Here is a 13,177-nt window from a genome sequence, read left to right on the forward strand (position 1 = left end):
ATTCTTTTTGATTCTTAGTTATCATGGGCGCCTGACTATTTTCGCTATATCAGGTGCCCACATGAAACCCACCCTGTCCCTGCTGGTTGCCGGTGCGCTGGCCACTCTGGCCTCCTCGGCCGCTCTGGCCACCAACGGCTATTTTGCTCATGGCTACGGTGTCAAAGCCGAAGGCATTGTCGGCATCGGCATTGCGCTGCCGCAAGATTCGCTGGCTGCCGCTGCCAACCCGGCCGGGGTGGCATGGGTGGGGGATCGTCTTGATCTGGGCATCAACGTGTTCACGCCGGAACGCTCGTCCGACATTCACGGCAACGGCTATGGCCTGAATGGCCATTACGACGGTAACGATACCCGCCAGTTTTATATTCCGGAATTTGGCTATACCCGCCAGCTGTCGCCGAGCCTCGGTTTTGGTCTGGCGGTGTATGGCAATGGCGGCATGAACACCGACTACAAACGCAACCCGTTTGCCGCGATCGGTGCGCAGGGCAGCGCGGGGGTGGACCTGTCGCAGCTGTTCATCACCCCGTCGCTGGCCTGGAAGGTGAACGACAGCAACTCGATCGGCATCGGCATCAATCTGGCTTACCAGCAGTTCACCGCCAAGGGCCTGCAGCCGTTTGCCCAGCCCGGATTCTCGGCTGACCCCAATGCTGTCACCAGCAACCAGCATGATTCCTCCACCGGCGCCGGTGTGCGCTTGGGCTGGACCGGCCAGATCACCCCGGACATCACGCTGGGGGCAACCTGGTCGTCACGCACCCGCATGGGCAAGTTCGACAAGTACAAGGGCCTGTTTGCCGATCAGGGTGGTTTCGATATTCCGGAAAACTACGGCGTCGGCCTCACCTATAAAGCCACGCCGCGCCTGACGCTGGCCACCGAAGTGCAGCGCATTCTGTATAGCGACGTGAGCGCAGTGGGCAACCCGATCAATGGCTTGCTGCAAGGTCAGGCGCTGGGCAGCAGCGGCGGCCCCGGCTTTGGCTGGAAGGACATCAACGTCTACCGCCCGGGCGCGAGCTACGACCTGTCCGACACCCTGACGCTGCGTGGCGGCTATAGCCATGCCGATCAGCCGGTGCCCAGCAGCCAGACCTTGTTCAACGTGCTGGCGCCGGGCGTGGTGCAAAACCATGTGTCGCTGGGCGCGACCGGAAGCCGAGCAAGAGCGGCGAGTTGAGCGTGGCCTATACCCATGGTTTCAAGAAAACCGTACGTGGCAACCAGTCGATTCCGGTTTAGCTTCGGTGGCGGCGAGGCGGATGTCAGCCTGTCGGAAAACGTCTGGGGCGTGTCCTACGGCTGGAAGTTCTGATTATTCGGCCAACCTTGACGTTGCCAAACCGCCCGTTGCCCGGGCGGTTTTTTTATGCCGACGGGCCGGGTGACCGGTGCGCAAGAATCGGGTCGCCAAGCGCGGGGGAGTTGCCTACACTCTGGCGACAAGGAGATTGCCATGACCTTAGTTGCCAGCCCCGATACCGCCGGTGAGCGCGATTACCAGCGTATCCGCGCGGCCATCCGCTATCTGGTGGCGCATGCCGATCAGCAACCGACACTGGCCGAACTGGCCGCCGAGCTGGCGCTGTCGGAAGCCCATCTGCAACGGCTGTTCACCCGCTGGGCTAGGCGTCAGCCCCAAGCGCTTTTTGCAGCAGATTACCTGCGAAGCCGCCAAAGTGCGGCTGGCGGCCGGGGCGGCGGTATTGCCGCTGGCACACGAACTGGGGCTGTCTGGCGCTAGCCGCCTGCACGATCTGTTTGTCACGCTGGAGGCGATGACGCCGGGGGAATACCAGCACGGTGGCGCGGCGCTGCAGCTGACATGGAGCGTGGCTACCAGCCGGTTTGGCCCGCTACTGATCGCCACCACCGCGCGCGGCCTGTGTGCCCTGCAGTTTGTTGCCGATGAGCACGAAGCGCTGGCGCAGCTACGCCAACGTTGGCCGAATGCCCGCTTCCAGCACCAGCCGGGCGCCGGGCAGGCACTGGCCGACCGGTTGTTCGAACCGTTGTCGGCCCGCGTGGCCACGCCGTTGGCGTTGCGCGTGCAGGGCAGCAATTTCCAGATTCAGGTGTGGCGCGCTTTGCTGGCGATTCCCTATGGCCACTTGGTCAGCTACGGCCAGTTGGCCGAAGCCATCGGCTAACCGTCGGCCGTCCGGGCGGTGGGCACGGCGGTGGGTGCCAACCCGGTGGCCTGGCTGATTCCCTGTCACCGCGTGATCCGCGCCGAGGGCGTGCTCGGGGCGTACCGCTGGGGCGCGGAGCGCAAGGTGGATTTGATCGGTTGGGAAGCCGCCCGGGCGTGCCGGGCTGCGGAGGATGTCAATGGTCCAGCGGCAAGGTGATGCGGATGCGGAAGCCGCCATCGGCCTCGTCTTCAAACGCCAGCGTGCCGTGGTGCTGTTTCACCACGCGCGACACGATGGCCAGCCCCAGCCCGCTGCCGCCGTCGGTGCCACGATGTTCGGCCAACCTTTCAAACGGCGCCAGCGCGGCACTGCGCTGCGCCGCCGGAATGCTTAAGCACCGTGGTCGATGACGCTTAACACCGCTTGCTGATCCTGCTGTGCCACCTGCACCGTCACCGGTGGCTGGCCGTAGCGGCGGGCGTTTTCCAGCAGGTTCGACAGCAAGCGCTCCAGCGCCAGCGCATCGCCCTGCAGTTCCGGTTCGGCCTCGCGTTGCAGCGTCACGTCCATGCCGTTGCGGGCAAAGCGCGACACCACGTTGTCGGCCAGTTCGGCCAATCCTACCGGCTCGCGCCTACTGATTTCCCTCGGCGCGGGCAAAGTCGATGAACTGCTGCACGATGCGGGACAGCTCGTCGATGTCGGACAGCATGTCCGGCTTGTCCGGCGTGTCGTCCTGCAGCTCCACCGTCAGTTTCAGGCGGGTGAGCGGCGTGCGCAGGTCGTGTGACAGCCCGGCCAGCATCAGCCGCCGTTCGCGCGCGGCACTATCCAGCGACTGCGCCATGCGGTTGAAGCCGCGCGCCAGTGCCTGCACTTCCAGCGGACCTTCTTCTGCCAGCGGCGCTGGCGTGGTGCCAGCACCCAGCTGACGGCTGGCGCGCACCACCTTGCTGATCGGTCGGGTAATGCGCCAGGCCACCACCGAGGCCAGCAGCGTGGCCACCAGCGCGGCCAGAATGGCGGCCATGATCACCGAATCATGCTGGTCGCTGTAGCGGCCAAACGGAATCACCAGCCAGTACGGTTCGGCCAGCACATGCACGCTGACCCATAGCTCGCGCCGGTCCTCGACATGCGCCATGCGCGCCGTCACCGGCTCGCCCAGCACATGGGTCAGCCGTTCGGCCAACGCCTGCCCGAGGCGCGGCACGCTGCTGCCAAATTCCACCCCGTCGGCGGCTTGGGGCGGCAACAGGCGCGGGACGCCGGGACGGTTGTAGTTGGCCAGAAAATCGGTGCGTTCCGACTGGCTCAGATCCTCCATCGAGCCTTCCAGAAACGCCAGCGTATCCACCACCTGCGCGTACAGCTGCTTGTCCATCAGCTTGTGGCGTTCGTGTCGGCCAGCCACAGCGTGAAGAACTGCGTGGTCAGCACCACCAGCAGCACCAGTACGGCCAGACGGAAGAATAGCGAGCCGGTCAGTTTGCGCACCGCTTACTCCCGCGGCGTGCCGTCCGGCACGAAGACATAACCGTAACCCCACACCGTCTGGATGTAGCGCAGTGCGCTGTCGCCGGTTTCCAGCGCCTTGCGCAGGCGCGAGATGTGCACGTCGATGCTGCGGTCGAGCGATTCTCCATTGCCCTTGCCCAGCGCCATTTCCATCAGCTGTTCACGGGTCAGCGGGCGGCGCGGGTGGCTGACCAGCACCGACAGCACGGCAAATTCGGCGCTGGTCAGCGGCATCGGCTGATCCTGCCGTGTCAGCTCGCGTCGGCCAAGGTGCAGGGCAAAGTCGCCGAATTCCACTTTGTCGTCGGCATCGTGGCGTGCCGACAGCGCCGGTGTGGCATGGTGGCGGCGCAGCACCGATTGGATGCGCGCGGTCAGTTCGCGCGGGTTGAACGGTTTGGGCAGGTAGTCGTCGGCGCCCATTTCCAGCCCGAGAATGCGATCGATGTCCTCGCCGCGCGCGGTCAGCATGATCACCGGCAGGCTTTCGCCCGGGCGCGCAGGCGGCGCACCACGGCCAGCCCGTCTTCACCCGGCATCATCACGTCCAGCACCATCAGGTCCGGGCGGTTGCGTGCCAGCTTGCGGTCGATATCCTTGGCATCGGGCAGGGTTTCCACCACGTAGCCCTGTTGCGTCAGGTAGCGCGTCAGCAGTTCGCGCAGTTTGGCGTCGTCGTCAACGACAAGAATCCGGTTGTGTTCCATGAGGGTTGTCCTTTGGCAGCGGTGCCCAGCTTAACGCGTCGGCGCGGCGGCCGTGAAGGGCGGTGTGAACAACTGTGTCGCGGCACAACGCTGTTTACATAAATTAACATTTGCCGCCGGGCGCCACATGGATACGCAACGCCATCTGCCTAAAATTTGAGCGTTCCCCCAATCATGGCCCTCCCGGCCGCCCGGCGCGAGCGCGTGGCAGCCCGCAGACCGACAGGATAGAATGCAACCATGAAGCATCAGGTATTTGCAGCGGTGCTGGCAGCCTTGCTGGCCTCGCATACAGTGTGCGCGCAGGCCTTAGCAATGGGCGTGGGGCGCGGGAAGATGGCGTCCGGCCGCGTGGGCGGGGTTGTTGCCGTCACGGCTGCAGACGCTGGCCAGTGACGGGCAGCCGCTCGACGATGGGGCATGAGCCGGGGCGTCCCGGGCGGGAAAACCGCCGCTTGCGTAATCTGCGTCTGAAAGAGGCGGTGCAGGAAGGTGATTTGTCGTACTAACCGAGGCGCGGCGCGCCATGCAGGGGCGGCCGCGGCCGCACGCCGGGGGCGACTGGCCGGGTGCCGGGCCGGAGGCACCGCCGCCGGGCAAACGCAATTTCTGGCGTGACCGCTTAAAAAATTCCAGCAGCAGAACGACTGAATCCAGCGCGCTGTCTGCCGTCATAACAAAGGGTTGGCCATATTCGGCCAACCCTTTGTCGTTCTGGTGCGGTGTGGCGGGCTTAAGGCAACAGGATCAGCGAACCGGTGGTCTTGCGACCTTCCAGATCGCGGTGTGCCTGCGCCACGTCGGCCAGCGCATAACGGTGCGACGGCCCGGCCTTGATGTCGTAATTACCAGTACCCGCTCGAACAGTGCCTGAGCGGATTCTTCCAGTTCCGGGCGGGTGGCGATGTAATCGCCCAGCTTGGGTCGGGTGAAGAACAGCGAGCCTTTTTGCGACAGCAGCAGCGGTTCAAACGGCGGTACGGCGCCAGAGGCATTGCCAAAGCTGACGAACATGCCGCGCGGCGCCAAGCTGTTGATCGACATGTCGAAGGTGCTCTTGCCGACCGAGTCATACACCACCGGCACGCCCTTGCCGCCGGTGAGTTCCCGCACGCGTTCCACCACGTTCTCGGTGGAATAGTTGATCACATGCCAGCAGCCCAGTTTGGCCGCCAGTTCTGCCTTGGCGGTGGAGCCGACGGTGCCGATCACCTTGACGCCCAGCGCGTTCAGCCATTGCACCGCAATCTGGCCAACGCCACCGGCGGCGGCATGCCACAGCACGGTCTGGCCCGGCTGCACGGCGTAGGTGCGGCGAATCAGGTATTCCACGGTCATGCCTTGCAGCATGATGCTGGCGGCCACGTCGTCGCTGATGCCGTCCGGCAGTTTCACCAGCAGGTTGGCCGAAATCAGCCGGTGCGTGCTGTAGGCGCCCAGCGGGCCTGCCGGCGTAAGCCACGCGGTCGCCCACCGCGACGTTTTCCACGCCGCTACCCACGGCGTCCACCACCCCGGCGGCTTCCTGACCAAGGCCGGAGGGCAGGGCAACCGGATACAGGCCGCCACGTTGATAGGTGTCGATGAAATTGATGCCGATGGCGGTGTGGCGCAGGCGCACTTCGCCGGGGCCGGGCTCACCCACGCTCACGGCTTCGTAGGACAGCACTTCCGGACCGCCGGTCTGGTGAAAACGGATGGCATGGCTCATAACGCAGTCTCCTGAACAGTGTGTTAACCGGCGGTGTCAGGCACCGCACGGGCAGGCAGCTAGTGTGTGGCGTTGGCGGGCAGGCCGCAAGGCTCAGGCCGGAACAGTCTGTTCCGTTGCCGGGGCGGCCAGCGCCCGTGCCAGCACATCCGGCAGGCATTCGGGCCAGCGCGCCAGACGGTGGTCGTCGCCGTTGAATACGGTCAGGCGATTGCCGTCATAACGACGTACCGCTTCTTTCCAGTCCAGCACTTCGTCGCCGCTGCCCAGAATCACCCAGTAGCGGTTGGGCGATATCTGCTTGGCCCGGTGTGCCCGCAAGGTGTGCATGTCATCGTCGGTCAACGTGTAGTGCTCGCCGGTATAAGGATGGATTTGCTCGCCCGGATAAGTACTGAGCAAGTGATACGGCCGCACCGCCGGGTTGATCAGAATGGCGCGCAGGCCATGCTGTTCGGCCAACCAGGTGGCGTAAAAGCCGCCGAGCGAACTGCCGATCAGCACGGTATCGGCGGGCAGGCTTACCAGCAGGGTTTCCAGTGCCTGCAAGGCGTCGGCCGGATGCGGCGACAGTTGCGGGCAATGAAAGGTGACGTCCGGTGCGTGCTGGACGAGATAGGCCGCTGTTTCACGCGCCTTCAGCGACTGGGGGCTGGAGTTGAAGCCATGCAGGAAAACCAGATGCATGATGGTGCCTTCGTCAGAATGTCGGTACTTCAGCGTGGGCGAGAGCAGTGCGAAAAGCAAGCTGGCGCTGTGTTAACGCGCCTGCCACTGGTAGCGTTTCAGGATGGCCTGCAAGGTGCCGCGGCGGTGCAGTGCATCGATCGCCTGATTCAGCCGCGCCAGCGACAGCGGCGCGTGCGGCGACACGGCGCACATGGTGGGCATCGAGGTCACCACCAGCGGGTGCAGCTTGAAATCGCGCGCGTCGTGCGGGTGGTTGCGCGCCCACCGGGCAAATTCCAGCTCGGAATTAATGGCAACATTGGTGAGCTGTTTTTGCAGTGATTTGAGCAGAAGTTCCTGCTTGGCTTCTTCCACCCGGCTGCTGCGGCCGCTGGCCCACAGCCGCTCCAGCGTCGGGTAGTTGTAGCCAAAGATGGTGCCGATGCGTTTGCCTTCCAGCTCCTCCGCCTTGTGGATGTCCGGCAGGTCGTGCAGCGAAATGGCACGTTCCACTTGCGGATACAACTCGTGGCTCCAGAGCAGCCCGGTGGCGTTGCCATACCATTCCGGATTGGCATTGCAGACGATGTGGATGCGCCCGCTTTCCACCATCGGTTCAATCCGTTTGCGCGCCAGCACCGGTACTCCGGCGTCATGTGCAATTGCGCCGCCAGCGCGTCGCCCAGTTCGCGTGACAGCCCGCCCCGCAGCGTGTGCCCGTCGGCCGCCAGCTCCACGATGGGCGGTGCATCGGCATCGGTGACGCCGATCTTCAGCACGCCACCCGCCAGACAGAGAGGGGAGGTCAACAGGCCAAACAGCAGAGCGAGAGCGGGTTTTTTCAATGCAAACATGGGCTTCTTTCTATTTTTATCGTTTTATGCTCTTAGTGCACCGGGCGGCGGATGGTAAGATGCTTGGCTGACTTTACGGTCATTTTACGTTTTAGACAAAAATACCCACTTGCCATGACCACGACCACTGCCCACCCCGTTTATGCCCAGCTTGCCCAACGTATCCTGATTCTGGATGGCGGCATGGGCACCATGATCCAGCGCCACCAACTGACGGAGGCCGATTATCGGGGTGAACGTTTTGCCGACTGGCGGTGTGACGTGAAAGGCAATAACGACCTGCTGGTGCTGACCCGGCCGGACGTGATCGGCGGCATTCATCAGGCCTATCTGGATGCCGGTGCCGACATCATCGAAACCAACACCTTCAACGCCACTTCCATCGCCATGGCGGACTACCACATGGAAGAGCTGGTGTGGGAAATCAACTACCAGGCCGCCAAGCTGGTCAAGGAGTTGTGTCAGCAGGCCACTTCGGCCAACCCCGGCAAACCGCGCTTCTGTGCTTAAGCGTTCTTGGCCCCACCAACCGCACCTGTAGCATCAGCCCGGACGTCAACGACCCGGGTTACCGCAACGTCACTTTCGATGCGCTGGTGGAAAGTTACACCGAATCGATCGATGGTCTGGTCAAGGGCGGGGCGGATTTCCTGCTGGTGGAAACCATCTTCGATACGCTCAACGCCAAGGCGGCGGTGTTTGCCATTCACCAGTACTTTGACGCACACCCGGAAACGCCGCGTCTGCCGATCATGATTTCCGGCACCATCACCGACCAGTCCGGCCGCACGCTCACCGGCCAGACCACCGAGGCCTTCTACAACAGTCTGGCGCACGCCAACGCCATGAGCTTTGGCCTCAACTGCGCGCTGGGGCCGGACTTGCTGCGTCCCTATGTGGAAGAAATGGCGCGCGTGTCGGCCACCTACGTATCGGTGCACGCCAACGCTTAAGCCTGCCCAACGCCTTTGGCGGCTATGACCTGACGCCGGAAGACATGGCCAAATCGGTACGGGAATGGGCCGAAGCCGGGCTGGTGAACATCATCGGTGGCTGCTGTGGCACCACACCCGAACACATCGCCGCCATCCATCAGGCGGTCAACCGCATCGCGCCGCGCCGCCTGCCGCAGATCGAAGCCAAGTGCCGCCTGTCCGGGCTGGAGCCGTTCAACATCGGCGACCACGACCTGTTCGTCAACGTTGGCGAGCGTACCAACGTCACCGGCAGCCGCGCCTTTGCCAAGCTGATTCTCAATGGCGACTATGCCACCGCGCTGGACGTAGCGCGCCAGCAGGTGGAAAACGGCGCGCAGATCATCGATATCAACATGGACGAGGGCATGCTGGACGCTCACGCCGCCATGGTGCGCTTCCTCAACCTGATCGCCGCCGAGCCGGACATCGCGCGCGTGCCGATCATGATCGACAGCTCCAAGTGGGACGTGATCGAAGCCTACCTGAAGTGCATTCAGGGCAAGGGCATCGTCAACTCCATCTCGATGAAAGAAGGCAAGGACAAGTTCGTGCAGCAGGCCCGCCTGTTGCGCCGCTACGGTGCTGCCGTGATCGTGATGGCGTTCGACGAAGCCGGTCAGGCCGATACCTACGCGCGCAAGGTGGAAATCTGCGAAAAGAGCTACCGCATCCTGGTGGACGAAGTCGGCTTCCCGCCGGAAGACATCATCTTCGACCCCAACGTCTTTGCCGTGGCCACCGGTATCGAAGAACACGCCCGTTACGGCCTCGACTTCATCGAAGCCACCGGCTGGATCAAGCAACACCTGCCGCATGCCAAGATTTCCGGCGGCGTGTCCAACGTGTCGTTCTCGTTCCGCGGTAACAACAAGGTGCGCGAGGCCATCCACGCCGTCTTCCTCTACCACGCTATCCAGCGCGGCATGACCATGGGCATCGTCAAGCCGCTTGCACTGGAAGTGTACGATCAGGTTGACCCGGTACTGCGCGAGCGCATCGAAGACGTGGTGCTGATGCGCGGCGACGACAGCATGGCCGCCACCGAGGCGCTGATCACGTTGGCCGAAAGCTTCAAGGGCGACGCCAGCGGCGAGAAAAAGACCGAAGACCTCGCCTGGCGTGAACTGCCGGTCGAAAAACGGCTGGAACACGCGCTGGTCAAGGGCATCACCACCTATATCGTTGAAGATACCGAAGAAGTGCGCCTCAAGAGCGAGCGCCCGATCCACGTGATCGAAGGCCCGCTGATGGACGGCATGAACGTGGTGGGCGACCTGTTTGGCGCTAAACAAGATGTTCCTGCCGCAAGTGGTGAAATCGGCGCGCGTGATGAAGGCGGCCGTGGCGCATCTGGAACCGTTCATCGAGGAAGAAAAAATCCGCATGGGGCTGGCCGACGCGCTTACCAAGGGCGTGATCATCATGGCCACGGTGAAAGGCGACGTGCACGACATCGGCAAGAACATCGTCGGCGTGGTACTGCGCTGTAATAACTACAAGGTGATCGATCTGGGCGTGATGGTGCCGTGCCAGACCATCCTGGACGCCGCGCGCGAACACAAGGCCGACATCATCGGCCTGTCCGGCCTGATCACCCCCAGCCTGGAAGAGATGAGCCATGTCGCCAAGGAAATGCAGCGCCGGGCTTTGATATTCCGCTGCTGATTGGCGGCGCCACCACCTCCAAGGTGCATACCGCGGTGAAGATTGCCCCGCATTATGACCAGCCGGTGGTCTACGTGCCGGACGCCAGCCGCGCCGTCGGCGTGTGTTCCAATCTGCTGTCCGATACGCTGCGCGACGGCTTCGTGGCCGAGATCGCCGCCGACTACCAGCGCGCGCGCGAAGGCCATGCCAACAAGCAACAACGCAAAGTGCTGTCGTTGGCCGACGCCCGCCAGAACAAACAACACACCGACTGGGCCAGCTACACACCGCCCAAGCCCAACTGGCTGGGGGTGCGCCGCTTCGAGCATTATCCGTTGGCCGAAATCGCACAACAGATCGACTGGACGCCGTTCTTCCAGAGCTGGGAATTGGCTGGCCGCTACCCGCGTATCCTGCAAGACGAAGTGGTCGGTGAATCGGCGCGCGCGCTGTGGGCCGACGCACAAGCCATGCTCAAGCAGATCATCGACGAAAACTGGCTGACCGCCAACGCCGTCATCGGCCTGTTCCCGGCCAACAGCGTTAACGACGACGATATCGAAATCTACTCGCCCGACAGCGGCGCCAGCCTGATGACCTGGGTGGGATTGCGCCAGCAACTGCCCAAGGCCGATGGCAAGCCGGACTGGGCGCTGGCCGATTACATCGCGCCGCGCGACAGCGGCAAGCAGGACTATATCGGCGCCTTTGCCGTCACCGCCGGTCTGGGCATCGACGAGCACGTCAAACGCTTTGAAGAAGCCAACGACGACTATTCGGCCATCTTGCTCAAGGCGCTGGCCGACCGTCTGGCCGAAGCCTTTGCCGAGCTGATGCACCAGCGCGTGCGCCGCGAGTTCTGGGGCTATGCCGCGGACGAAGCGTTGAATAATGAAGAGCTGATCGACGAAAAATATCGCGGCATCCGTCCGGCGCCCGGCTACCCGGCCTGCCCGGATCACACGGTCAAGAAAGAACTGTTCGAGCTGCTGGACGCGCCACGCATCGGCATGACCCTGACCGAAGGCTATGCCATGTTGCCCACCGCCGCGGTCTCTGGCTTCTACTTCAGCCATCCGGAATCGCGTTACTTTGGGGTCGGCAAGATCGAAAAGGATCAGGTCACCAGCTACGCGCTGCGCCGTGGTGTGACGCTGGAGCAGGCCGAACGCGATCTGGCCCCCAATCTGGGTTACGAGGCCTGAGTGGCAGCCAGTTGTGCTCTGTAGCGGGGGCCGCTGTATTGTCTGGCATCCCGCGTGCCTGGCGGCGTTTGTGCTTCCAATGGCCTCTTGATGCTTGAGGTTTCCCGCGCTCGTCAAAATAAAACCAGCTGACCTGATAAGTACCTATGCTTATCAGGTCAGCTGGTTTTCTGAATGCCCCCAACTTATTTCAGTTCACGCCAATACAACGAATGAAACTGGTACTTCCAGATCCGGTTCTTTTCCGCCTCGTAGTACCGGGCATAAGCCATCCCGTCATCGGTTTCCTCCCATTTACGACCTTTGTCGGTACTGACCAAGGTAATCGAATCGCTCATGATCTGGTCCGGTTTGCGGCTGTCTCCTGCCAGCACTAACTGATCCTGTGGCCCGATAAACAGCGCACCGGGAATGACGCGTGGCTCAAACACATGGCGGAACTCTTCTTTGCCTTTCGCCCAATGTACGTAGGCCGCTGTGCGACGCGGAGCGTCAGCCACACGTTCTGGCGGTAACTGGCCTTGCAGGGCCATCAGATGCAGGCTGCCGTCACGCGAGGCTTTGATGTCTACGATGGACTGCTTTGGCAGTACGATATCCGGTTGCATCCAGCGGTGTGACAGCTCCTCAAGCGGGGCGGTTAATGGCAAGCTATAGAGCAAAGTGCTCTCTTTCACTTCACCAATCCCTGCCGCCAATTTCGCTTTACGAATGTAAAAAGCCACTCGCAACGTACCATCCTCGGCCAGATCAAAGGCACTAAAGGTGGCTTGGCTGTCCTTTATCATTGGCAACAGGCCGTTACCACTGGGATGCCCCGTCAACTGTTGATTCGTCCAGGCTGGCAGTACGATGGCTTGCCAATGGTCACCGCCATCAAGGGTGCGCCAGATGCGCATGCCATCCGCCACCAGGAAGCCGCGCTTGCCATCGGGCAGGAACAAGGGCTGACCCGGAGGGATACGGTCAGGCCGGGCAGCTTCTGCCAGTGTTGCCCGCCGTCGGTGGATTTCCACAAGCTGGTCCAGCGCTGACCATACCCGTCAGGCCCCGGGGGAGGTGAAAGTTGGTCCACTCGGTACTGACGTAAAGGGTCTGCCAGTCCGGCGACAACCACCGAGGCCCCATCTTGACCGGGCTTTTCAAAGATACGACGAATACCTTGATCCATGTCGCCACGTAGCAGGCGAATCGTATAGCGGTTGAGTTCTTCGTTGGTGTCATTCATCCATGGCTCGGTAAATTCGGCCACTTCAGGGTCTTTCAATTGAGCTGTTGGCTTGAACTTAAGTTCCGGACCAATTGGCTTGAATACCATCACTTGCCGTCCCCGGATGCGCATATCGCCGCCACCGTACGGCTTATCATGTTCCATTAAATCCGTTTCATAGGTCCACATGCTTAGCATCCTGTACATGCCATAAGCGCTTACTCCAAGTAACACGATTCCAAAAATGCCAATCAATAACCATTTAGTCAACGTATATAAAAGGCGAAGCGGAAGTAATAAAATTTCTTTGGCGTGCATGGTTAAAATCCATCACATTTATATTGTGGAGTGCCGCTGTTTGGTGATTGCTGTTTTTTATTAGTGGCTTGAAATGTCGTGTTTTATTGTGCCAAGCCTATTATAAAATTAGGTAGGCTAACCCGGTGTAGTCAGTAGATGCAGGTTATTACTATGTTGCTGGTATAGTGTTTCGCCCAACAAGAGATAAAGCCGAATGGCTATAGCGAGGAAGGTGGGA

At 61.8% G+C, this 13,177-nt stretch carries 12 protein-coding genes and 4 pseudogenes; 5 read left to right on the top strand and 11 right to left on the bottom strand.

Going from position 1 to position 13,177, the window contains the following annotated elements:
* The first annotated feature begins 61 nt into the window (after positions 1 to 61).
* The 3 genes and pseudogenes from GKE73_RS09700 (at position 62) to GKE73_RS09710 (ending at position 2,357) form a co-directional block, all read left to right on the top strand.
* The gene (locus tag GKE73_RS09700) at positions 62 to 1,186 is read left to right on the top strand and encodes an OmpP1/FadL family transporter (RefSeq protein ID WP_230369895.1); all 1,125 of its coding nucleotides are present in this window, start codon (positions 62 to 64) and stop codon (positions 1,184 to 1,186) included.
* 276 nt (positions 1,187 to 1,462) lie between these two features.
* Entirely contained in the window at positions 1,463 to 1,750 is a 288-nt protein-coding gene (locus GKE73_RS09705; protein WP_230369896.1) for a hypothetical protein, read from the top strand.
* Positions 1,751 to 1,784: 34 nt separating this feature from the next.
* Positions 1,785 to 2,357: pseudogene (locus tag GKE73_RS09710) on the top strand (methylated-DNA--[protein]-cysteine S-methyltransferase).
* Here the strand turns inward: GKE73_RS09710 and GKE73_RS09715 are convergent.
* The 7 genes and pseudogenes from GKE73_RS09715 to GKE73_RS09740 form a co-directional block, all read right to left on the bottom strand.
* A complete protein-coding gene (locus tag GKE73_RS09715; RefSeq protein ID WP_230369897.1) occupies positions 2,335 to 2,484 on the bottom strand; it encodes an ATP-binding protein in 150 nt (49 codons plus the stop codon). The pseudogene GKE73_RS09710 and the gene GKE73_RS09715 sit on opposite strands and share 23 nt — an antisense overlap.
* Before the next feature lie 47 nt (positions 2,485 to 2,531).
* Complete coding sequence (locus GKE73_RS09720; RefSeq protein ID WP_230369898.1) at positions 2,532 to 2,801, bottom strand: ATP-binding protein; 270 nt, start codon at positions 2,799 to 2,801, stop codon at positions 2,532 to 2,534.
* Positions 2,776 to 3,525, bottom strand: coding sequence for a HAMP domain-containing protein (locus GKE73_RS09725; RefSeq protein WP_230369899.1), 750 nt, complete (start codon positions 3,523 to 3,525; stop codon positions 2,776 to 2,778). The genes GKE73_RS09720 and GKE73_RS09725 overlap by 26 nt, the downstream gene beginning before the upstream one ends.
* Positions 3,526 to 3,641: 116 nt before the next feature.
* A complete protein-coding gene (locus tag GKE73_RS09730) occupies positions 3,642 to 4,082 on the bottom strand; it encodes a winged helix-turn-helix domain-containing protein (RefSeq protein WP_376767420.1) in 441 nt (146 codons plus the stop codon).
* A pseudogene (locus GKE73_RS23180) lies at positions 4,080 to 4,366 on the bottom strand (response regulator); the annotation flags it as partial. The gene GKE73_RS09730 and the pseudogene GKE73_RS23180, both read right to left, overlap by 3 nt.
* 747 nt (positions 4,367 to 5,113) lie before the next feature.
* Entirely contained in the window at positions 5,114 to 5,716 is a 603-nt protein-coding gene (locus GKE73_RS09735) for a zinc-binding dehydrogenase (protein ID WP_312854556.1), read from the bottom strand.
* Positions 5,717 to 5,882: 166 nt separating this feature from the next.
* A pseudogene (locus GKE73_RS09740) lies at positions 5,883 to 5,987 on the bottom strand (quinone oxidoreductase); the annotation flags it as partial.
* Here GKE73_RS09740 and GKE73_RS09745 point away from each other — a divergent pair.
* Positions 5,937 to 6,092 (top strand): hypothetical protein, encoded by a 156-nt coding sequence (locus GKE73_RS09745; RefSeq protein ID WP_230371557.1) that lies wholly within the window; start codon positions 5,937 to 5,939, stop codon positions 6,090 to 6,092. The pseudogene GKE73_RS09740 and the gene GKE73_RS09745 overlap by 51 nt on opposite strands.
* Positions 6,093 to 6,170: 78 nt before the next feature.
* On the opposite strand, the gene GKE73_RS09750 is transcribed toward GKE73_RS09745, so the two are convergent.
* A complete protein-coding gene (locus GKE73_RS09750) occupies positions 6,171 to 6,824 on the bottom strand; it encodes a YqiA/YcfP family alpha/beta fold hydrolase (protein WP_230369900.1) in 654 nt (217 codons plus the stop codon).
* Positions 6,825 to 6,836: 12 nt separating this feature from the next.
* Positions 6,837 to 7,385, bottom strand: coding sequence for a substrate-binding periplasmic protein (locus GKE73_RS09755; protein ID WP_230369901.1), 549 nt, complete (start codon positions 7,383 to 7,385; stop codon positions 6,837 to 6,839).
* A 329-nt stretch (positions 7,386 to 7,714) separates the two neighbouring features.
* On the opposite strand from GKE73_RS09755, the pseudogene metH reads away from it, so the two are divergent.
* A pseudogene (gene metH / locus GKE73_RS23185) lies at positions 7,715 to 11,429 on the top strand (methionine synthase).
* 185 nt (positions 11,430 to 11,614) lie between these two features.
* Here the strand turns inward: metH and GKE73_RS09775 are convergent.
* Complete coding sequence (locus GKE73_RS09775) at positions 11,615 to 12,217, bottom strand: hypothetical protein (RefSeq protein WP_230369467.1); 603 nt, start codon at positions 12,215 to 12,217, stop codon at positions 11,615 to 11,617.
* Positions 12,218 to 12,249: 32 nt separating this feature from the next.
* Complete coding sequence (locus tag GKE73_RS09780; protein ID WP_230369903.1) at positions 12,250 to 12,957, bottom strand: hypothetical protein; 708 nt, start codon at positions 12,955 to 12,957, stop codon at positions 12,250 to 12,252.
* Positions 12,958 to 13,177: the final 220 nt, after the last annotated feature.

The organism is Paludibacterium denitrificans, assembly GCF_009707705.1.
Lineage (GTDB): Bacteria > Pseudomonadota > Gammaproteobacteria > Burkholderiales > Chromobacteriaceae > Paludibacterium_A > Paludibacterium_A denitrificans.

Bases quoted from the DNA above. Each gene is read 5' to 3' on its own strand.
- GKE73_RS09725 (WP_230369899.1), bottom strand. From the start codon at position 3,525: ATGGACAAGCAGCTGTACGCGCAGGTGGTGGATACGCTGGCGTTTCTG.
- GKE73_RS09775 (WP_230369467.1), bottom strand. From the start codon at position 12,217: ATGATAAAGGACAGCCAAGCCACCTTTAGTGCCTTTGATCTGGCCGAG.
- GKE73_RS09780 (WP_230369903.1), bottom strand. From the start codon at position 12,957: ATGCACGCCAAAGAAATTTTATTACTTCCGCTTCGCCTTTTATATACG.
- GKE73_RS09730 (WP_376767420.1), bottom strand. From the start codon at position 4,082: ATGGGCGCCGACGACTACCTGCCCAAACCGTTCAACCCGCGCGAACTG.
- GKE73_RS09700 (WP_230369895.1), top strand. From the start codon at position 62: ATGAAACCCACCCTGTCCCTGCTGGTTGCCGGTGCGCTGGCCACTCTG.
- GKE73_RS09735 (WP_312854556.1), bottom strand. From the start codon at position 5,716: ATGCTGCAAGGCATGACCGTGGAATACCTGATTCGCCGCACCTACGCC.
- GKE73_RS09705 (WP_230369896.1), top strand. From the start codon at position 1,463: ATGACCTTAGTTGCCAGCCCCGATACCGCCGGTGAGCGCGATTACCAG.